Genomic DNA, 19,129 nt, shown 5'->3' with positions numbered 1-19,129 from the left:
GAGATTTCTCGCGCAACCCGCAGGGCCGTGAGTGAAACATCTACAGACCCCAGTCATCGGGTGCGCGGGTCGAACACCTTGTACAGCGCATCGCTGAGCAGATTGAGACCGACGAAGATGAAGCCGATCACCAACACGCAACCCATCACCGCGTTCATGTCACCGAGCAGCAGGCTGCTGGTCAGGTACTGGCCGAAGCCGGGCCAGGCGAACACCGTCTCGATCAGCACCGCCCCCTCGAGCAACGAGCCATAGGCCAGCGCCACCACGGTGAGCAGTTGCACGAGGATGTTGCGGAAGGCATGGCCCCAGATCACCTTGCGCCGCGACAGGCCCTTGACCCGAGCGGTGAGGATGTATTCCTGGGAAAGCTGCTCGAGCATGAAGCTGCGAGTCATGCGGCTGATGTAGGCCACCGAGTTGAGGCCCAGGATCAGTGCCGGCAGGAGGATGTGTTTGAGGGCACTGGAGAAGGCATCCCAGTCGCCGGCAAGGGCGCTGTCGATCAGCAGCATGCCGGTCACCGAGGGCACCATGCCGTCGTAGGCCAGATCGATGCGCCCGGCGCCACCCGCCCAGCCGAGCCAGGCATAGAACACCAGCAGGCCCATCATGCCGAGCCAGAAGATCGGCGTGGAGTAACCGAACAGGGTCACCACACGTGCCAGGTGATCACCGACACGGCCCTGGTTGGCCGCCGCGAAGACGCCCAGCGGCAAGCCGAGCACCACGCCGAAGATGATCGCCAGCGTGGCCAGCTCGATAGTCGCCGGGAACACCCGGGCGATGTCCTCGATGACCGGGTGACCGGTGAGCAGCGCATTCCCGAAATTGCCCTGGGCCAGGTCGCGCAGGTAGTAGCCGAACTGCACCAGCAGCGGCCGATCCAGGCCCATGGCCTGATAGACCTGGTCGTAGGTGGAACTGTCGGCATCCGGGCCGACCACCGCCAGCACCGGATCGAGTGGCATCACGCGGCCGATGAAGAAGGTCATCGCCAGCAAGCCCAGCAGGGTCATCAGCACCGCACCGAAACGGCGTGAAGTACCGCCCATCCGCGTGCCAAAGAAAGACGCAGTTGAAGCAAACATAACAGGCTCCCGATTGATCGCAGCTCGTTCGTCTAAGCAGGGGCGGCGCTACGCCGCCCGGCGGCTCAACGATCCTTGTGCACATCCTTGTAGCGCGTGGTCGCCGCGCTGTGACCGATGTAGCCGACCACGTCGTGGTAGATCACCACCGTGTCGGTCATCTGCGAAATCGGCATGATGGCGCCGACCTGCTCGTCGTAGAGGTTTTGAAACTGGTGGTACATATCCATCTGGGTCTGCTTGTCCGGCTCTACCTCGGCCTTTTCGATCAGCGCATTGAGCTCGGGGCTGTAGAACGAGGTACGCCAGCCCTGGAAGTTGCTCAGCTTGGCTTCGTCACGGTTGTCCGGGTTGTAAACCAGGGTGCGCAGGCTGGAATGCGGGTGACGTTCAGCGCCGCCACCGCCGCGGCCGACGATGATGTCGAAGGTGCGTTCACGCATCGAGCCGTACACCTGAGTGCCGGTGCCGGTAACGATGCGCGCTTTGATGCCGGCCTGAGCCAGGGTCGATTGCACGCTGGAGGCGATGTTGATGAACGGGGGTTCCGCGAGTACACGGATAGTGGTCTGGAAGCCGTCCGGGTAGCCGGCTTCGGCCAGCAGCTTCTTGGCCTCCTCGACGTTCAGGCGATAGCCAGGATCATCCAGACGCGCGGGCAGGCCGAGCGGCATCGGACGCTGGTTGAGGGTGCCGTAATGCGGCATCACCACATCGTTGATGCCCTGGTAGTCGATCAGCGAGCGCACCGCCTTGCGCACCCGGGCGTCGGCGAACATCGGCTGCTTGGTGCTCAGCGCCACGTAGTAGAGAGTGCCGCGCTGCACGGTCTGGGTCTTGACCTTGTCCGAGCTGCTCAGGGCCGTGATGTCCGGCGCGGACATGCCACGGGCGATATCCAGGTCACCCCGCTCGACCATCAGACGCAGCGACTGCGACTCGGTCATGTTGCGCATCACCACGCGCTTGAGCTTGGCCGGGCCGCCCCAGTATTCCTCGAAACGGGTCATCAGAATCACGTCGTTGGCGCGCCAGGCATTGAGCACGAATGGCCCGCTGCCCGCCGCATTGGTGGTCAACCAAGCACCGCCCATATCGCCGTTCTTGTCGTGCTTGAGCACCTCTTTCTTATCGAGGATGAATGCACTGGGCGAGGTGGCCAGGGTATTGAGCACCAGCATCGGATCGGTCGGGCGTGCCAGCTCGACCACCACGGTGTGGTCGTCAGGGGCACGGATCTGCTGCTCGACGTTATCGGCAGTGAAACCGTAGGCCTTCCAGGTCGAGGCCAGCGCCAGATTGAGTTTGAGCACGCGCTGCAACGACCAGATCACGTCCTGGGCAGTCAGTTCGTTGCCGGAGTGGAACTTGACGCCGCTGCGCAGATGGAAGGTCAGCGTCTTGTGGTCATCGCTGATTTCCCAGCGTTCGGCCAGGGCCGGCACCAGGTTGTCCGGTGCGGCGGCGTCCTGCACCAGCAGCATGTCGTACAGGTTGGCGTTGACTTCGGACACGTCCAGGCCGGTAGCAGCCGCAGGGTCGAGGGAGAGCAGATTGATCATGCTCATGCCGACGATCAGTTGATCGGCAGGGGTTTTGGCTTGCACCGTGGTCACGGAGCCCAGGGCCAGGGTAGCGGCCAACAGGCCCGCTACCAGATGCGGAATTGGTTTGATCATGAGATAGCCTTCTTATAGTTATTCGACTCTCAGAAACAGCGCAGCCGCGTGCGGCTGCGCGCCGGTGCATCAGTACCGGTTGACGGTGTTCGTCTCGATATAGGCGAAATTGATGTCCTCGCCCAGGCCCGGGCGATCTGGCAGGTGTACGTAGCCGTCGCTGTCCATAGGGTCGACGATGCTGTTCAGGTAAGCAGGCACATCGTCGTAGTTGAGGAACGGGTGCAGCAGGCCGCGCTCGTACCAGTCACAGTTCTTGATCGCACCGACCACCGCCAGGTTGGCGGCGCCGTTGCCGTGAATCTCGCAGTGCATGCCATAGGATTCGGCCAGGTGCGCGACCTTCAGGCACGGCGCGATACCGCCGACCCCGGCCACGCCGGCGCGCAGGATGTCACAGGCGCCCTGCCCGACCCAACTGGCACGGCTCATGTACTTGCCACCAAGGGATTCCGGGCCCAGCACCGGGATATCGAGGTTGGCCGCCAGCCAGGCATAGGACTCGGCGGACTCTTCCATCATCGGCTCTTCGAACCAGGCGAAGTTGAGCTTCTCCAGCTCGCGGCCGATGTACAGCGCGTCGGTGCGGCTGTACCAGTGATAGCCATCGAGCATCAGAGCGATATCCGGGCCGACCGCCTCGCGCACAGCGGCGCAGGCGCGCACGTCCATCTTCGGATCCGGCGCGAAGGAGATCGGCGGCATCCAGGTGTGCAGCTTGATCGCCTTGTAGCCGCGGGCGACCAGTTGCTCGGCGAAGCGGCCGTATTCTTCCGGCGTCGAAAGACCGCCCGGCAGGTCATCGCCGCACATGGTCGACCCGTAGGCCAGCACCTTGTCGCGATAGCCGCCAATCAGCTTGTGCACCGGCTGCTTGAATTTGCGCCCTGCCCAATCCCACAGCGCCTGCTCGACGAGCGCCAGCGCGCGGTCGGTCAACTGACTAGCGCTGCCGCGCTGCCAGTGGGCGAGGTCTTGCCAGATCTTCTCGCGATCCATGACGTTCTGCCCGATCAGCACCTTGCGCACGAAGCTGTCGATGATGTGCGGACGAATCAGTTCGGGAGCGCCGAAGGCATAACCTTCGGTGCCGTCTTCAGTGGCGATGCGCAGCAACGCCATTTTGGCCAGGGATTCTTCGCCTGGGTGGGCATGACCGGCAGCGTCGACGCTGCGGCGAGTGGGATAGGTGAAAACCTCGACATTGACCTGAGTGATCTTCATTGAACGCGCCTTGGATCTTGTGATTATTTGAGTGGCCCGATGTATGTTGTCATACAGCGAATGAGCCGATAATTGCGCCAATCCCAAACGCTGTCAAGAACCTGTAAAGAAGAAAATCACCGCTCACAATCATGCGAAATGGCCATCATGGAAACAGAGCCCCATTGATATAAAAAATATAAAATACAATAAATTCAATAATTTAATTATCTATAACCCTGAATAAAAAGCGGCTACTGGCAAGTACCCTGCAACGCCTGCCTGCCAACATTTTTTTGTAAAAGCGGGATTTCCATCGAAAAAGCAGGGTTAAGGAAGTCCGCCGAAAAAGGACAACCTAGACAGGTTGTCGTACAGCAAGGATTCACATGCTGGGAATCGCAGGCACAAAAAAACCGCGCAGAGCGCGGTTTCTGGTGCAGCCTGGAGTCAGCGTTTGGCGATGATATACACCGCGTGAATGATACCCGGGAAATAGCCGCACAGCGTCAGCAGGATGTTCAGCCAGAAGGCACCGCCGAAGCCGACCTGCAGGAAAACGCCGAGAGGCGGAAGAAGAATGGCGATCAGAATGCGGATCAGGTCCATGGTGTACGTCCTATAGAAGTTGGCCCGGCTGGGCGATACCCCACAATCGACTGGCGCCATCGGCATCCGGTTCAAGGAAAATCACATTGCCATCAATCCCGTGCAATGCCCTGCCGCGCCTCCTTGAGCAGGTATCACGTAGCAACCAAGAGGCAGCTATAGTGTTCTGACTTGCCAACACCCCCTTCCACTCCTAATCAAGGGAATCCTCATGAGCAAGACCTATAACGTGGCCGTATTGGTCGGCAGCCTGCGCAAGGCATCTATCAATCGCAAACTCGCCCTGGCGCTGGCCGAGCTGGCACCGCAGAACCTGAGCCTGAAAATCGTCGAAATTGGTGATCTTCCGCTGTACAACGAAGACATCGACGTCGATCCGGCACCGACTGCGTACAGCAGCTTCCGCGCGCAGTTGAAAGCGGCAGACGCCGTGCTGTTCATCACCCCGGAATACAACCGCTCGATCCCCGCCCCTCTCAAGAATGCCGTTGACGTGGGCTCGCGCCCCTACGGCCAGAGCGTATTCAGCGGCAAGCCAGCTGGCGTGGTCAGCGCCTCGCCGGGTGCCGTCGGCGGTTTCGGCGCCAACCACCAACTGCGCCAGGCGCTGGTGTTTCTCGACATGCCGCTGCTGCAACAGCCGGAAGCCTACCTGGGTGGTGCCGGTAATTTCTTCGATAAAAGCGGCAAGCTGAGCGACGGCATCAAGCCGTTCCTGCAGACATTCATCGACACCTATGCCGCCTGGATCGAGAAGACCGCCAAAGGCTGATCGGCGTCAGCCAGGAACCAGACTGTCGGTTCCTGGCGGGCGAGAGCGCTTCACAAGGCACAGCACGCTTATCTGCCACAAAAAGAAAACCCCGCCGAGGCGGGGTTTTTACAGACTCAATTCTGACATCCTTGATCAGCGCAGCATCCTGGCCGCGTCCCACGTATCCCTGTCTGTTCAGTGCGCTTCCTGCGCTAAGTCCTTGAAGTGAAGATTACGCTCCGCCTTTGAGTGCCAATAGTGGCTAAAAGCAGAACCGCGCGTAAGCAATCACCTACACGCGGCACTCCAGTAAATCCGAGGCCTACAGCTTGTCAGAACTGTTCGGCATCGAGCAGGTACAGGCTTTCACTGCCAGCGCTCACCGACGCGCTCAGGGAATGGATGCGTGGCAGCAGGCGAGCGAAATAGAAACGTGCGGTGCCCAGCTTGCTGGCGTAGAAATCCTCCTGCCCTTCCTTGCCCAGCGCCGCCTTGGCCATCATTGCCCACATGTAGGCGTAGGCGGTGTAACCGAACAGGTGCAGGTACTCCACCGAGGCTGCGCCGATCTCGTTGGGGTTGCTGCGGGCACGCTCGAGCAGTGCCGTGGTCTGTGCCTCCAGGATGGCGACTGCAGCCAGCAGCGGCTCGCTGAACTCGGCAGGCGGTGCATCCGCGGCGCTGGCGAAGGCACGAATCTCATCGGTGAAATGCTGGGAGAAGGCGCCACCACTGCCAACCACCTTACGACCGACCAGATCCAGCGCCTGGATACCATTGGTGCCTTCGTAGATCTGCGTGATTCGGCAGTCGCGAACCAGCTGCTCCTGGCCCCACTCACGTACGTAACCGTGCCCACCGAAAACCTGCTGGCCGTGAATGGTGGTTTCCAGTCCGAGATCGGTGAGGAACGCCTTGGCCACCGGGGTCAGCAACGCCACCAGCTCTTCGGCGCGCTTGCGGGTGGTCGGCTCTTCGCTGAACTTGGCGGTGTCGAGCTGCATGGCAACGTAGCTGGAGAAAGCACGCCCGCCCTCGTTGAGCGCCTTCATGGTCAGCAGCATGCGGCGCACGTCCGGATGGACGATGATCGGGTCGGCCACTTTGTCCTTGGCCACGGCACCAGTTGGCGCACGGCTCTGGATGCGCTCGCGAGCGTACTCGATGGCGCTCTGGTAGGAACGCTCACCGGTCGACAGCCCTTGAATGCCGACGCCCAGGCGCTCGTAGTTCATCATGGTGAACATGGCAGCCAGGCCGCGGTTCGGCGCGTCGATGATGTAGCCGGTGGCGCCATCGAAGTTCATCACGCAGGTGCTCGACGCCTTGATGCCCATCTTGTGCTCGATCGAGCCACAGGACAGCGCGTTTCGCTCACCCAGCGAGCCATCGGCATTGACCATGAACTTGGGCACCAGAAACAGCGAAATGCCCTTGGGCCCAGCCGGTGCGTCGGGCAGCTTGGCCAGCACCAGGTGAATGATGTTTTCGGTCAAATCGTGTTCGCCACCGGTGATGAAGATCTTGGTGCCGCTGACCTTGTAGCTGCCGTCGGCCTGAGGCTCGGCCTTGGTGCGGATAATGCCCAGATCGGTACCGGCATGCGGCTCGGTCAGGCACATGGAACCGGCCCAGACGCCGGCATACATGTTTGGCAGGTAAGCCTGCTTCAGCTCTTCACTGGCATGCGCGTTGATCGACAGACAGGCGCCCGCGGTCAGCATCGGATAGAGGCCGAACGACAGGCTGGACGAGTTGACCATTTCCTCGACCTGGGCAGAGATCACCTTGGGCATACCCATGCCGCCGAACTGCGGATCACCCCCTACACCGACCCAGCCGCCCTCGGCATACGCCCTGTAGGCCTCGATGAACCCGGCTGGCGTGGTCACCACGCCATCGGCCCAGGAACAACCCTCTTCATCGCTCGCCCGGTTCAGTGGCGCGATCATGCCTGCGGTGATCTTGCCCGCTTCTTCGAGGATCGCGTTGGCGGTCTCTTCGTCGACGACCTCGGCCAGGGCCGGCAGCTGCGCCCACAGTTTGGAAACCTGTAAAACCTCGTTGAGCACGAAGCGCATGTCACGCAGGGGAGCTTTGTAATCGGCCATGGGAAATCTCTCGGTAGCACGTTCAGACCCCGAGTCTAGCCCAACAACTTTTCAGACACATAGGGTCGTGTCGTGACCGATCAGCCACTGATCGATCACACATACAGTCAGGCGCGACCAGCCTTCAGCTTGACGGCACCTCGCCGCTGCACCTGACTGCTTACGCAATTACGCCCCGCGCTCTTGGCGCCGTAAAGCGCCTTGTCGGCAGCCTTGAGCACCTCTTCCACACTGCGCTGTTCATCACCACGCTGGGCCACGCCGATACTCACCGTCACTGACACATGAGTAGCTGCAGAACCCCGGCGGCGCTGACGCCCCAACTGATCATCACTCGGGCGCTGCTGACCATCACGTAACTGAATTTGATAGCGCTCGACGGCCTCACGTATGGCCTCCAGATGCGGCAGGCACTGCTCGATGGTCTTGCCGGGAAACACCAGGGTGAATTCCTCACCACCGTAGCGGTAGACCTTGCCGCCACCGCCGACCTTGCTCAGTTGGCTGGCGACCACACGCAGCACCTGATCGCCGACATCGTGACCATGGGTATCGTTGAATTTCTTGAAGTGATCGACATCCGCCATGGCGAGCACGTAACTGCGCCCCAACCGCTGCAGTCGCTCGTTAAGCGCCCGACGCCCCGGCAACCCGGTGAGCTCGTCTCGGAAGGCCATCTGGTAGGCCTCGTGCGCCACGCCGACGACGATCATCAACATCACCACGCTGGACATCACCTGCAGTGCATGGGGCTGGATAAAGGTATTAGGCAGCATCCATAACAGGGCGATCACCCCGACGCACTGCACCGCGTGTACCGGGCGCGGCGTGCGCAGGTACTGCACCAGCAGCGCGACGATCACAAGCAGGAACAGCGGATAGGCCAGCTGCACCAGGCTCATCCATTCGGCATGCAGCGCGGGCCAGCGGATCACCGACAACCACTGTTCGAGCGCCTGTGGATAACGCCGCGCGAGCGCTGCAGCCACGGCGCAAACCGCCAGCAGTACCGCAACGCGGGCGATCAGATCCTGGATCAAGTGGGTGCGCTCGCGCCACAGTGCGAACAACCCGTAGAGCAGCGGCAACAGCAGGCTGCTGAGGTGAAAGACCAGTGCCGCATCATCGCGTACCTGACCAAAATCGCGGTAATGATCGGCCTGTTCGTCGAGCACGAAGTAGCCCAGATAAAGCACCAGCAGCAGGAACAGCTCGCGTTGCCGGCCATAGACCACGCAGAACGTGCCGCCCAGCAGCAACAACAGGGTAGGCAGCACATTGAAGAGGGACGTGAAGAAGTCGGTCAGCGTTGGCAGAGTCGCAGCCAGCAATCCACAGCCAAGCAATAACAAAGCCGGTAGAAAGTGTCCCAAGCGCAGGGCGGTTAGGCGCGACAAGAGCGACTCCACTATCGATCGTGAGGGACTGGCATTTTGCCTGTATTCAGCAACTAACGCACGGCATCTGCGCACATAACTGCGAAAGGCAACTGCAGCAATCAAGGACGGTGTGGAAAATAGCAGCCATAAAAAAACCGCGACCTAATGGGCCGCGGTTCTTTCAACGCAAGGGGTATCAGTAGCCCAGAGCGAAGTCTTCCTCGTTCATGTCCATCAGGCTGCTTGCGCCGGAGAGCATGGTCGCAACGTGAGTGCGGGTACGCGGCAGGATGCGCGCGTAGTAGAACTGCGCGGTCTGCAGCTTGGCCTTGTAGAAAGCCTGGTCACCCTCGCCCGAGGCGATCTTCTCGGCAGCCACGCGCGCCATGTCAGCCCAGAAGTAAGCCAGGCAGACGTAACCGGAGTACATCAGGTAATCCACCGAGGCAGCACCGACTTCCTCGCGATCCTTCATGGCGGCCATGCCAATCTTCATGGTCAGCTCGCCCCACTCCTTGTTCAGCTTGGCCAGCGGCTCGACGAATGCCTTGACCGCTTCGTTGCCTTCGTTAGCCTGGCAGAACTTGTGGACGATCTTGGTGAAGCCTTTGAGCGCTTCGCCCTGAGTCATCAGTACCTTGCGGCCGAGCAGATCGAGGGCCTGAACGCCGGTAGTGCCTTCGTACATCATCGAGATACGGCAGTCGCGCAGATTCTGCTCCATGCCCCACTCGCTGATGAAGCCGTGACCACCGTAGATCTGCATGCCGTGGGACGCGGACTCGAAGCCGACCTCGGTCATGAACGCCTTGGCGATCGGCGTCAGGAAAGCCATCAGGCCGTCTGCGGCTTTCTTCTGTTCTTCATCCTGAGCGTACTTGAGGATGTCCACCTGCTTGGCGGTGAAATAGACCATCGCCCGATTGCCCTCGGCGAAGGCTTTCATGGTCAGCAGCATGCGGCGAACATCAGGGTGCACGATGATCGGATCGGCGGCTTTTTCCGGCGCTTTCGGGCCAGTCAACGAGCGCATCTGCAGGCGATCACGGGCGTATTTAATGCCGCCCTGGAAGCCCAGTTCGGCATGCGCCAAACCTTGCAGAGCAGTGCCCAGGCGGGCGGTGTTCATGAAGGTGAACATGCAGTTCAGGCCCTTGTTCGGCGGGCCGATCAGGAAGCCGGTGGCCGCGTCGAAGTTCATCACGCAGGTGGCGTTGCCGTGAATGCCCATCTTGTGTTCGAGGGAGCCACAGTTCACCGCGTTGCGCTCACCGACGCCGCCTTCGGCGCTGGGCAAAAACTTCGGCACGATGAACAGGGAGATACCCTTGGTACCAGCCGGTGCATCCGGCAGGCGAGCCAGCACGATGTGCACGATGTTATCGGCCATGTCGTGCTCACCGGCCGAGATGAAGATCTTGGTGCCGGAGATTTTGTAGGAGCCGTCCGCCTGAGGTTCGGCACGGGTGCGCAACATGCCCAGGTCGGTGCCGCAGTGGGCTTCGGTCAGGCACATGGTGCCCGTCCATTCGCCGGAGACCAGCTTGGTCAGGTAGGTGTGCTGCTGCTCGGGCGTGCCGTGCGCGGAGATGGTGTTCATCGCGCCATGGGACAGGCCCGGGTACATGCCCCACGACCAGTTGGCGGTACCGACCATTTCGCTGACAGCCAGGCCCAGCGACTCAGGCAGGCCCTGGCCGCCGTGCTCGACGTCATGCGCCAGGCTCGGCCAGCCACCTTCGACGAACTGCTTGTAGGCTTCCTTGAAACCGGTCGGCGTTTTCACACCGGACTCGCTCCAGGTGCAGCCCTCGGTATCGCCCACGCGGTTCAGTGGAGAGAGCACCTGCTCGCAGAACTTGGCGCCTTCCTCGAGGATGGCATCGACCATGTCTGGCGTGGCGTCCTGGCAGCCGGGCAGGCTCTGGTAGTGCGCTTCATAGCCGAGCAGTTCGTCACGAACGAAACGGATATCACGCAAGGGGGCCTTGTATTCAGGCATAGCGGGTACCTCTGCGGGTGGTCTCTTATGTTTGGGATGACCGATGGGCGGTCGTGTGCAGGATGGCCATATATGGAGTCGGCTGCCAGTGCAGCGACTCAAACACATGTTTGAAACATACGTTTACGCCCAATCACTGTCAAGGCCGCCTCTGCTGACTCAAGCGCGAAGATCGAGCAACCCGGATGGCGTTTGATCAGCCGCTGATGCGGCATAAAGGCTGATGCCAGCTGGCGCTGGCGGCTTTGCTGGAGCGTCTGCCGTGACTGACGGGTCGTCGCTTTCCTTAGCCTCTTCGTCGGCAGGCGCCTTCGACTCTTCCACCTCACCACGCTGCATGACAGCGAGTTCGGCGCGAGCGACGGCCATTTGCGCCTGGGCCTGACTGGCCACACTGCGATCCTGAGCCGAAGGCTCCGCTGGCGCCAATGCAGCCCGTATCACGATCTGCATCTTGCTCAGCGTGGCCTGCGGATCATTGGCGACCGCACCAACGTCGATGCTTACCTCGCCACCGGAGGCGTAGCGCTTGCCGTCCGGCCCGCGGGTGTAGGTATAGGTGGGCGCCCCAGCATGCACACCGCCCACCGCAGCGTGTGCCTGCTCGTGGGTGCGCACTTCACGATCACGATTGGAAAGTTCGGAGATGACGAGCTGCAACTCCTGCTCTTCCTGAGGGGTACGAGGCTCGCCTGGCGCGGTGGTGGTCGATGACTCTTCTGGCTTGTCCTGCTCTTCCTGCGCCGTTGCAGCGTTGGATGATTCAGGCTCAGCGCCAGGCGCCACGGGCGCGAAAACGGCGCGGGCCAACTCAGGAGAACTGGCGGATTCGACAGGGCGAGGTGCGGCAGCCGATAACGGCAGGGAGGGATAGTAAGAGGAGGAAAAACCAGCAACTTGCATGTCGTTCTCCCTCCTGGAGTCGAGCGCCTAAAAAGGCGCTGCGATTAGGCGGTGACGTCGATCAAGGTGCCGAGCACCTTGTCCGCAGTCTGCACGACACGAGCACCAGCCTGGGCTTCATATTGACCGACGCGCATCTCGACCATGTTGTCGGCAATATCGGCACGGGCGGCGGACGGCTCGTTGGCCTGGGCACGCTCGGCAGTCACTGGAGCACTGGCGATCTCGCCGGCGGCCTGTTCGACACGGCGCTGCCCGGACTGAATGGTGTTGATACCAGAGGTAAATGCACTGGTGGATGAAATCTGCATGGACGTCTCCTGCTGCAGCAACTACATGGCGTGTATTTAAGCAGAAGCCGCTTAAAAAATGTACAGCCAAAAATAATGCATGAGCTGGCTTTATAGCATCATTCGCGATAAATCGAGGTACTGTGCCACCTGTTCCGGCGAGGCCGATGATAGATGCGGCACCTGGCCGATACAGGGTGCCTGAAGCCGTTCTCTCAGCGTATCGAGGTTGTCCTGCAGCCGCGCTGCATGCGGGTCGACGATATTGGCCACCCAGCCAGCCAGCGGCAGGCCATCACCCAGGATCGCCTCGGCGGTCAGTACCGCATGGTTGATGCAACCCAGGCGTACACCGACCACCAGAATCACCGGAAGCTCCAGCGCACGAGCCAGATCCGACAGATTGGCCGCGCCGGTCAGTGGTACGCGCCAGCCACCAGCACCTTCGACCAGCGTGAAGTCCGCACCTTTGCCCAGAATCACCCGAACCGCGGCGTTCAAAGCTGGCACCTCGAGCAGCCCCCCTTCGTCGCGCGCCGCCAAGTGCGGCGCAATCGCCGGAGCGAAGGCATTGGGGTTCACCTCGTCATAGCGCAGCGGCAGGCTGCATTGGGCAAGCAGTGCCAACGCGTCGTCGTTACGCAGCCCCTCTGCGGTAAGCACACAGCCGGAGGCGACCGGCTTGGCCGCAGCCGTCGACAGCCCGGCGGCGCGCGCCGCATACAACAGGCCGGCTGCAATGGTGGTCTTGCCGATTTCGGTATCGGTGCCCGTGACGAAATAGGCTGCACTCATGAACGCTGCTCCTTTTGCAGTACGCCATAGATGACCTGGTAGGTGCAGGGCAGCCCCTCTGGTTGACGCAGCTGTTCGTAAGCCTCGGCGAGCGCGCGTAAGCGAGCGCGCCCGGTCAGCCCGGCTGGGCGGCCATCGTTGAGATTGTGCGCCCCCAACGCCTTGAGGCCGTGGGTGAGGCTGCGCAGATCCGGGTAGTGGAGGCGGTGCGCCTGAAGCTGCAGCGCCTGCACCTGCATACCGCTGGCGGCACACAGCGCCTGATAGTCTTCTAGGCGGCGGAAGCGGTTGACGTGCACGAAGCCGTCAACGACCTGCCAGCTGTCACGCAGCTCCTGCAAGGTGCCGACGCACAGGCTGCTGAACGCCAGCACACCGCCCGGTCGCAATACCCTGCGTGCCTCGCTGAGCACGGCCTGGAAGTCGGCGCACCACTGCAAGGCCAGGCTCGAAAAAATCAGATCACAGCTCTGATCGCGCAGAGGCAACTGCTCGGCGTCTCCGGCCACGTAACACTGCGCGCCGCCCTGTTGCCGAGCGTGCTGCAGCATGCCTTCGGCGATGTCCAGAGAGATACCCTGTGCGAGGGGAAACCATTCGCCCAGCGCCCGGCTGAAGTGGCCAGTACCACAGCCAAGATCGAGCCATCGCCCTGGCTGCGTGGACAGTGGCAGCCGCCACAACAATCGGCGCCCCACATCGCGCTGCAATTCGGCGACGCTGTCATAACTGCCAGCGGCTCTGGAAAAAGATGCCGCCACCCGGCGCTTGTCAGGCCGCTCGTTCACCTTGCGCCTCCATGAAACCGAGCAGCATGGCCGCTACGTGCTCGGCCTGCTCCACAGCGAACCCATGGCTCGCGCCCTCGACACTGCGCACCTGGGCAGCAGGCTGCAATGCCTGAACAGCAGCAGCGGCAGCCGCCGGTACCAACGCATCGGCAGTGGCGAACAGGTGAAGTTGCGGCCCCTGGAACTGCAGCAGTGCGGCTCGGGTATCGAGGGTAGCAAGCAGGTCGAGCCCGGCCAGCGAGCCGACGCCGCCAGCTTGCGCCAGCAATGTGCGGGACAGCCCCCGAGCATCGGCAGCACCCTGACAGCAGAGCATGGCGAAGCGCTTGAGGGTTGCGCTCGGGTTCTGGCGATACGACTCGTGAAACGCCTCGAAGGTAGCCGTCGGCATCGCTGCCGGCCAACCCGCGCGGGCAATGAAGGAGGCATTGCTGGCCAGTGTCAGCAGGCCAGGGCAGTCCGCAGCGCGTCGTGCAGCTAACAGGCTGGCTAGCATGCCGCCCAGTGACCAGCCACCCAGCCAGGCACCCCGGGGCAGGCGCTCGTCCAGGTGGTCGAGCCACAGCTCCAGTCGCCCATGTTCGAGCGGTGGTAGCGGCTCGATATCGACCTGCAACTGCGAGCCGAGTGCATCGACAAGCGGCTGCAATGGCGCACTGCCAAGCCCCCAGCCGGGTAGCAGAATCAGTCTTTCAGCCATCACCGCGCTCTCCCGACATCTGCGCCCAACAATCGGCGAGTGCCTCCAGCAGCCGGTCGACCTGGGCAAGTTCGTGGGCAGCCGACAGGGTGACCCGCAACCGCGCGCTGCCTGCTGGCACGGTCGGCGGGCGAATCGCGGTGACCAGAATGCCGCGCTCGCGCAGCGCCTGAGACAAAGCGACGGCGCGGCCACTGTCGCCGATCAGGATCGGCTGGATCGGCGTGTCGCTGTCCATCAGTTGTAGGCCGATGTTCGCGGCTCCCTCGCGGAATCGACGGATCAGCGCGGCCAGGTGCTCACGTCGCCAGTGCTCGCTGCGCAGCAGTTCGAGACTCTTCAGGGTGGCACAAGCCAACGCCGGCGGCTGGCTGGTGGTGTAGATGTACGGCCGGGCGAACTGCACCAGCGTATCGATCAGATCGTCGCTGCCGGCGACGAAGGCGCCAGCGGTACCGAACGCCTTGCCAAGGGTGCCGACCAGTACCGGCACGTCGCTGATGCCGAGGCCGAAATGCTCGACCACACCACCGCCCGTTGCGCCCAGGGTGCCGAAACCATGGGCGTCATCGACCATCAGCCAGGCATCCTTGCGACGCGCCTCGGCGCACAGCGCAGGTAGATCCGCGATATCGCCATCCATGCTGAAGACGCCGTCGCAAACCACCAGAGTATTGCCCTCGGCCTTGTCCAGGCGCGTGGCGAGGCTGCCGCGGTCGTTGTGCAGGTAGCGCGAGAAACGCGCGCCGCTGAGCAGGCCCGCATCCAGCAACGAAGCATGGTTGAGGCGGTCTTCGAGCACCGTGTCACCCTTGCCGACCAGCGCCGTGACGGCGCCCAGGTTGGCCATATAGCCGGTGGAAAACAGCAATGCACGGGGTCGCCCGGTGAAATCGGCCAGGGCTTCTTCCAGTTCATGGTGCGGCGTGCTGTGACCGATCACCAGATGCGAGGCGCCGCCGCCGACGCCCCAGCGCTGGGCACCGGCACGCCAGGCTTCGACCACCAACGGATGGTTGGCCAGGCCGAGATAATCGTTGGAACAGAACGCCAGCAACTGGCGACCATCCACCTCCACCAGTGGCCCTTGCGGGCTGCCCAGCAGGGGGCGCTGGCGATAGAGATCGGCGGCACGACGCTCGGCCAGGCGAGCGGCAAGATCGAAAGGCATCAGAAAAGCTCCGGGCGGCAGGCGTCGGGCAGGCAACGTCTTTGCCGGCCCGAGACCTGCGGCAACTATCAGACCGCGGCGTCGTAGAACAGCCGCGAGTCGCGCTGCTCGACCAGCGCCTGCTCGATGGCGGCCTGGTGCACCTCGTCGGCGTGCTCCTCGCGCGCTTCGGGCTGAATGCCGAGGCGTGCGAACAGCTGCATGTCCTTGCTGGCTTGAGGGTTGGCAGTGGTCAGCAGTTTTTCGCCGTAGAAAATCGAGTTGGCGCCTGCGAAGAACGCCAGGGCCTGCATCTGCTCGTTCATCGCCTCACGCCCAGCGGAAAGGCGCACATGGGATTTCGGCATCATGATGCGCGCCACCGCCAGCATGCGGATGAAGTCGAAGGGATCGACGTCCTCTTCGTTGGCCAGCGGCGTGCCCTCGACCTTGACCAGCATGTTGATCGGCACAGACTCCGGGTGCTCCGGCAAGTTGGCCAACTGGATCAGCAGGCCGGCACGGTCATCCAGCGACTCGCCCATGCCGAGGATGCCGCCGGAGCAGATCTTCATACCCGAGTCGCGCACGTAAGCCAGGGTCTGCAGACGCTCGGAGTAGGTGCGGGTGGTGATGATGCTGCCGTAGAACTCCGGCGAGGTATCGAGGTTGTGGTTGTAGTAGTCGAGGCCTGCCTCGGCCAGGGCAGCGGTCTGCTCCTTGTCGAGCTTGCCCAGGGTCATGCAGGTTTCCAAGCCCAGGGCCTTCACGCCTTCGACCATCTTCAGCACGTAAGGCATGTCCTTGGCGGACGGGTGCTTCCAGGCCGCGCCCATGCAGAACCGGGTCGAACCGATAGCCTTGGCCTCGGCGGCGGCCTCCAGCACCTTCTGCACTTCCATCAGCTTCTGCTTGTCCAGGCCGGTGTTGTAATGACCGGACTGCGGACAGTATTTGCAGTCTTCGGGACAAGCCCCGGTCTTGATCGACAGCAGCGTCGAGACCTGCACACGGTTGGCATCGAAATGCGCGCGGTGCACGGTCTGGGCGTGGAACAGCAGGTCATTGAACGGCTGCTCGAACAGCGCCCGAACTTCTTTCAGGCTCCAATCGTGACGCAGGGCGGCGGTACTAGCGCTCATGGGGGCAAGTCCTTATCTACAGGCGGCCTGCTACAGTCCAAGCAGACCCAACACGGATGTGCGGCATAGTTAAGGAAGCCTTATGCGCTGTCAACCTTCAGCTTTTTTAAAGGTTTACAACTGGTTAAAAATAAAACAAACCTGTTCGCTCTGCTCTGACCCGGTCGACTCTTGCCTACCGCTATGCGCAGAGTGCGATGCCGAACTCCCCTGGCTCGGCCCGCACTGCCAGATATGCGCCCTGCCCCTGGCTGTCGACGGACTGAGCTGTGGCAACTGCCTGAAACGCCCACCTGCGTTCAGCAGGGTCGAGGCACCGTGGCGTTATGGCTTTCCTGTCGATGCGCTAATCAATCGTTTCAAACACCAGGCTCGTTGGCCCACGGGCCGCCTGCTTGGCGATTTGCTCGCTCGCCACCTGACCCATGCCTTTAACGAAGGGCTGCCCCGACCAGACCTGTTACTGCCTGTGCCGCTGTCACCCAAACGTCAGCGCCAGCGCGGTTTCAATCAGGCGCAGATGCTCGCCGAGGTGGTCGGCAAAACGCTACAACTTCCTCGGCACAGCGACTGGCTGCAGCGAATCGGCGAAACCCCGGCGCAACAGAAACTCGATGCGGCAGCGCGCCGACGTAACCTGCGCGGCGCCTTTGCGATCCAGCCCAATGCGCAGATCGCCGCACGGCATGTGGCGCTCGTCGATGACGTGCTAACTACCGGCGCCACCGCGCAGCAACTGGCACGCCTGTTAATCAGAGCTGGGGCAACGCGCGTGGACGTCTACTGCCTGGCCCGTACACCTGCGCCGGGCGATCATTGACGGAGGCTGGAGCGTCACGCACAGTGAGCGGCCGTCGTGAATTCCGCCGCCCAGCCAATGACCAACCTCTCCCTGCTCGCCCAGCACGTCACCCGCCGCCCGCAACGTATCGCCCTGCTCGAACAGATCGCCGAGCAAGGCTCGATCACCCGTGCAGCCAAGGCGGCAGGCATGAGCTACAAAGCGGCCTGGGATGCCATCGACGAATTGAACAACCTGGCCGAGCAGCCCTTGGTGGCACGCAGCGTCGGCGGAAAAGGCGGTGGTGGCGCGCGGCTGACTCCGGCCGGCGAGCGCTTGCTGCACCTGCACCAGCGCCTGCAGGCGATTCAGGCTGACGTGCTGCACGCCGCCGAACATGATGCCGACCTGCAGGTGCTCGGCCGCCTGATGCTGCGCACCAGCGCGCGTAACCAATTGAGCGGGCGCGTACGCAACATCCAGCCCCAAGGGTGCAATGACCTGATCACTATCGAGTTGCCCGGCGGCTCGCCGATCCAGGCACAGATCACCCGCAGCAGTACCCAGCATTTGCAGCTGCAGCCCGGCGCGCCTTTGATGGTGTTGATCAAGGCTGGCTGGTTACAGCTCAGTCCACCTAGCCAAAACGCTGATGCAGAACTCAACGAACTACAAGGAACCATCGAGCAGATTCTGAGCGAAACGGATGGCCCCAGCGAAGTACGCATCGCTCTGCCTAACGGGCAAACGCTGTGCGCCCTGGCTCCCAGCGAGCAGTTAGCCAAACAGGGGTTGATGGTGGGCAGCCTGGTACGTGCGCAGTTCGCCGCCAGCCATGTGTTGCTGGGCACACAGGCCTAACAACGGGCGCACATAAAAGCCCGCTGACAGGGCAGCGGGCTGGTTTGCCGGCCTGAGCTCAAGGCACCAGCGGTAACTCGCGCTTGTGCTGAGTCTTGTCGTAGGTCTGCACGATGGCCTGGTAGGCCGATTCGCTGACGGGCTTGCCCTGCAGGAATGCATCAATATCGTCGTAGCTGACGCCGTGCACCTGCTCATCGGGAATGCCCGGGCGTTCGTCTTCCAGATCCGCAGTCGGCACCTTGGCGAACACCGCCGCCGGGGCGCCAAGACGCTCGCCGATCTGCCGTACCTGGCCTTTGACCAGACCGCTCAACGGCGCCAGGTCGCAGGCGCCGTCACCGAACTTGGTGAAGAAGCCCATTACCGCCTCCGCCGCATGGTCGGTACCGATGACCAGGCCGTTGCGCGCGTTGGCCACGGTGTATTGGGCCAGCATGCGCATGCGCGCCTTGGTATTGCCGAGCACGAAGTCACGACGCGATGAGGCCAGCCCGCCCAGCTCGGGAATCTGCCCGGCCAGGCCAGCGACTGCAGGCGCAATATCGATGGTCAGCACTTCGTCCGCGGCGATGAAGGCCAACGCGGCCTGGGCATCGGCTTCGTCGTGCTGGACATTGTGCGGCAGGCGGATGGCGACGAAACGGTAGCCCTGATCCTGCTTTTCGCTGCGCAACTGCTCGACGGTGAGCTGTGCCAGGCGCCCGGCGGTGGAAGAATCAACGCCGCCGCTGATTCCCAGCACCAGCACCTTGGTGTGCGAAGCGGCCAGAGTGGCCTTGATGAACGCGATGCGCTTGGCGATCTCGGCGTCCACATCGGCCTGCGAGGAGAACGGGGCGATGACGCCCAGGGCGGTGGCGATTTCGGCTTGTCGGTTGCTCATGG

Annotated in this window: 18 protein-coding genes; 3 read left to right on the top strand and 15 right to left on the bottom strand. The window is 62.3% G+C overall.

Going from position 1 to position 19,129, the window contains the following annotated elements; translation table 11 throughout:
• Positions 1 to 53: 53 nt before the first annotated feature.
• The 4 genes from ACZ3GY_RS01000 to ACZ3GY_RS00985 form a co-directional block, all read right to left on the bottom strand.
• Entirely contained in the window at positions 54 to 1,091 is a 1,038-nt protein-coding gene (locus ACZ3GY_RS01000) for an ABC transporter permease (RefSeq protein WP_225835503.1), read from the bottom strand.
• Positions 1,092 to 1,156: 65 nt separating this feature from the next.
• On the bottom strand, positions 1,157 to 2,770 hold the full coding sequence (locus tag ACZ3GY_RS00995; RefSeq protein WP_465908628.1) for an ABC transporter substrate-binding protein: 1,614 nt from the start codon (positions 2,768 to 2,770) through the stop codon (positions 1,157 to 1,159).
• Between the two features lie 69 nt (positions 2,771 to 2,839).
• Positions 2,840 to 3,994, bottom strand: a complete 1,155-nt coding sequence (locus ACZ3GY_RS00990; RefSeq protein ID WP_463563537.1) for a mandelate racemase family protein — start codon at positions 3,992 to 3,994, stop codon at positions 2,840 to 2,842.
• A gap of 429 nt (positions 3,995 to 4,423) precedes the next feature.
• Positions 4,424 to 4,582, bottom strand: a complete 159-nt coding sequence (locus ACZ3GY_RS00985; protein WP_042553324.1) for a YqaE/Pmp3 family membrane protein — start codon at positions 4,580 to 4,582, stop codon at positions 4,424 to 4,426.
• A gap of 211 nt (positions 4,583 to 4,793) precedes the next feature.
• Between ACZ3GY_RS00985 and ACZ3GY_RS00980 the strand changes: the two genes are divergently transcribed.
• Positions 4,794 to 5,354 carry an NADPH-dependent FMN reductase gene (locus ACZ3GY_RS00980; RefSeq protein ID WP_465908627.1) on the top strand — a complete coding sequence of 187 codons (561 nt, stop codon included), beginning with the start codon at positions 4,794 to 4,796 and terminating at the stop codon, positions 5,352 to 5,354.
• A gap of 314 nt (positions 5,355 to 5,668) precedes the next feature.
• Here the strand turns inward: ACZ3GY_RS00980 and ACZ3GY_RS00975 are convergent, their stop codons facing one another.
• The 10 genes from ACZ3GY_RS00975 to bioB all read right to left on the bottom strand — a co-directional run bounded on the left by ACZ3GY_RS00975 (position 5,669) and on the right by bioB (position 16,599).
• Entirely contained in the window at positions 5,669 to 7,447 is a 1,779-nt protein-coding gene (locus tag ACZ3GY_RS00975; RefSeq protein WP_465908626.1) for an acyl-CoA dehydrogenase C-terminal domain-containing protein, read from the bottom strand.
• Positions 7,448 to 7,554: 107 nt separating this feature from the next.
• Positions 7,555 to 8,844, bottom strand: coding sequence for a GGDEF domain-containing protein (locus tag ACZ3GY_RS00970; protein ID WP_465908625.1), 1,290 nt, complete (start codon positions 8,842 to 8,844; stop codon positions 7,555 to 7,557).
• 178 nt (positions 8,845 to 9,022) lie between these two features.
• Positions 9,023 to 10,828 (bottom strand): phenylacyl-CoA dehydrogenase, encoded by a 1,806-nt coding sequence (locus tag ACZ3GY_RS00965; protein ID WP_463563533.1) that lies wholly within the window; start codon positions 10,826 to 10,828, stop codon positions 9,023 to 9,025.
• Between the two features lie 159 nt (positions 10,829 to 10,987).
• The gene (locus ACZ3GY_RS00960) at positions 10,988 to 11,731 is read right to left on the bottom strand and encodes a putative metalloprotease CJM1_0395 family protein (RefSeq protein ID WP_465908623.1); all 744 of its coding nucleotides are present in this window, start codon (positions 11,729 to 11,731) and stop codon (positions 10,988 to 10,990) included.
• Between the two features lie 44 nt (positions 11,732 to 11,775).
• Positions 11,776 to 12,042 carry a hypothetical protein gene (locus ACZ3GY_RS00955; protein WP_225835535.1) on the bottom strand — a complete coding sequence of 89 codons (267 nt, stop codon included), beginning with the start codon at positions 12,040 to 12,042 and terminating at the stop codon, positions 11,776 to 11,778.
• 90 nt (positions 12,043 to 12,132) lie between these two features.
• Entirely contained in the window at positions 12,133 to 12,816 is a 684-nt protein-coding gene (gene bioD, locus ACZ3GY_RS00950) for a dethiobiotin synthase (RefSeq protein ID WP_465908622.1), read from the bottom strand.
• Entirely contained in the window at positions 12,813 to 13,604 is a 792-nt protein-coding gene (bioC, locus tag ACZ3GY_RS00945; RefSeq protein ID WP_465908621.1) for a malonyl-ACP O-methyltransferase BioC, read from the bottom strand. The genes bioD and bioC overlap by 4 nt, the downstream gene beginning before the upstream one ends.
• Complete coding sequence (locus tag ACZ3GY_RS00940; RefSeq protein WP_465908620.1) at positions 13,588 to 14,307, bottom strand: alpha/beta fold hydrolase; 720 nt, start codon at positions 14,305 to 14,307, stop codon at positions 13,588 to 13,590. Before ACZ3GY_RS00940 ends, bioC begins: the two co-directional genes overlap by 17 nt.
• Positions 14,300 to 15,478, bottom strand: a complete 1,179-nt coding sequence (gene bioF, locus ACZ3GY_RS00935) for an 8-amino-7-oxononanoate synthase (protein ID WP_465908619.1) — start codon at positions 15,476 to 15,478, stop codon at positions 14,300 to 14,302. The genes ACZ3GY_RS00940 and bioF overlap by 8 nt, the downstream gene beginning before the upstream one ends.
• 68 nt (positions 15,479 to 15,546) lie before the next feature.
• Positions 15,547 to 16,599, bottom strand: coding sequence for a biotin synthase BioB (gene bioB, locus ACZ3GY_RS00930; RefSeq protein WP_463563526.1), 1,053 nt, complete (start codon positions 16,597 to 16,599; stop codon positions 15,547 to 15,549).
• Between the two features lie 82 nt (positions 16,600 to 16,681).
• On the opposite strand from bioB, the gene ACZ3GY_RS00925 reads away from it, so the two are divergent.
• Positions 16,682 to 17,419, top strand: a complete 738-nt coding sequence (locus ACZ3GY_RS00925) for a ComFC family protein (RefSeq protein WP_463563525.1) — start codon at positions 16,682 to 16,684, stop codon at positions 17,417 to 17,419.
• Positions 17,420 to 17,476: 57 nt separating this feature from the next.
• Positions 17,477 to 18,241, top strand: a complete 765-nt coding sequence (locus tag ACZ3GY_RS00920; protein WP_465909206.1) for a TOBE domain-containing protein — start codon at positions 17,477 to 17,479, stop codon at positions 18,239 to 18,241.
• Between the two features lie 58 nt (positions 18,242 to 18,299).
• On the opposite strand, the gene nadE is transcribed toward ACZ3GY_RS00920, so the two are convergent.
• Positions 18,300 to 19,127 carry an NAD(+) synthase gene (gene nadE, locus ACZ3GY_RS00915; protein WP_465908618.1) on the bottom strand — a complete coding sequence of 276 codons (828 nt, stop codon included), beginning with the start codon at positions 19,125 to 19,127 and terminating at the stop codon, positions 18,300 to 18,302.
• Positions 19,128 to 19,129 lie beyond the last annotated feature (2 nt).

This window comes from Pseudomonas sp. PME37.24/006 (genome assembly GCF_055556635.1).
Note: the sequence above shows the minus strand (reverse complement) of the source record. Positions and strands in the feature narration are given on the sequence as shown.

What these genes read in the sequence shown, in the direction of transcription:
- ACZ3GY_RS01000 (WP_225835503.1), bottom strand. Translation starts at nt 1,091, where the DNA reads ATGTTTGCTTCAACTGCGTCTTTCTTTGGCACGCGGATGGGCGGTACT.
- ACZ3GY_RS00995 (WP_465908628.1), bottom strand. Translation starts at nt 2,770, where the DNA reads ATGATCAAACCAATTCCGCATCTGGTAGCGGGCCTGTTGGCCGCTACC.
- ACZ3GY_RS00990 (WP_463563537.1), bottom strand. Translation starts at nt 3,994, where the DNA reads ATGAAGATCACTCAGGTCAATGTCGAGGTTTTCACCTATCCCACTCGC.
- ACZ3GY_RS00985 (WP_042553324.1), bottom strand. Translation starts at nt 4,582, where the DNA reads ATGGACCTGATCCGCATTCTGATCGCCATTCTTCTTCCGCCTCTCGGC.
- ACZ3GY_RS00980 (WP_465908627.1), top strand. Translation starts at nt 4,794, where the DNA reads ATGAGCAAGACCTATAACGTGGCCGTATTGGTCGGCAGCCTGCGCAAG.
- ACZ3GY_RS00975 (WP_465908626.1), bottom strand. Translation starts at nt 7,447, where the DNA reads ATGGCCGATTACAAAGCTCCCCTGCGTGACATGCGCTTCGTGCTCAAC.
- ACZ3GY_RS00965 (WP_463563533.1), bottom strand. Translation starts at nt 10,828, where the DNA reads ATGCCTGAATACAAGGCCCCCTTGCGTGATATCCGTTTCGTTCGTGAC.
- ACZ3GY_RS00960 (WP_465908623.1), bottom strand. Translation starts at nt 11,731, where the DNA reads ATGCAAGTTGCTGGTTTTTCCTCCTCTTACTATCCCTCCCTGCCGTTA.
- ACZ3GY_RS00955 (WP_225835535.1), bottom strand. Translation starts at nt 12,042, where the DNA reads ATGCAGATTTCATCCACCAGTGCATTTACCTCTGGTATCAACACCATT.
- bioD (WP_465908622.1), bottom strand. Translation starts at nt 12,816, where the DNA reads ATGAGTGCAGCCTATTTCGTCACGGGCACCGATACCGAAATCGGCAAG.
- ACZ3GY_RS00940 (WP_465908620.1), bottom strand. Translation starts at nt 14,307, where the DNA reads ATGGCTGAAAGACTGATTCTGCTACCCGGCTGGGGGCTTGGCAGTGCG.
- bioF (WP_465908619.1), bottom strand. Translation starts at nt 15,478, where the DNA reads ATGCCTTTCGATCTTGCCGCTCGCCTGGCCGAGCGTCGTGCCGCCGAT.
- bioB (WP_463563526.1), bottom strand. Translation starts at nt 16,599, where the DNA reads ATGAGCGCTAGTACCGCCGCCCTGCGTCACGATTGGAGCCTGAAAGAA.
- ACZ3GY_RS00925 (WP_463563525.1), top strand. Translation starts at nt 16,682, where the DNA reads ATGCGCTGTCAACCTTCAGCTTTTTTAAAGGTTTACAACTGGTTAAAA.
- ACZ3GY_RS00920 (WP_465909206.1), top strand. Translation starts at nt 17,477, where the DNA reads ATGACCAACCTCTCCCTGCTCGCCCAGCACGTCACCCGCCGCCCGCAA.
- nadE (WP_465908618.1), bottom strand. Translation starts at nt 19,127, where the DNA reads ATGAGCAACCGACAAGCCGAAATCGCCACCGCCCTGGGCGTCATCGCC.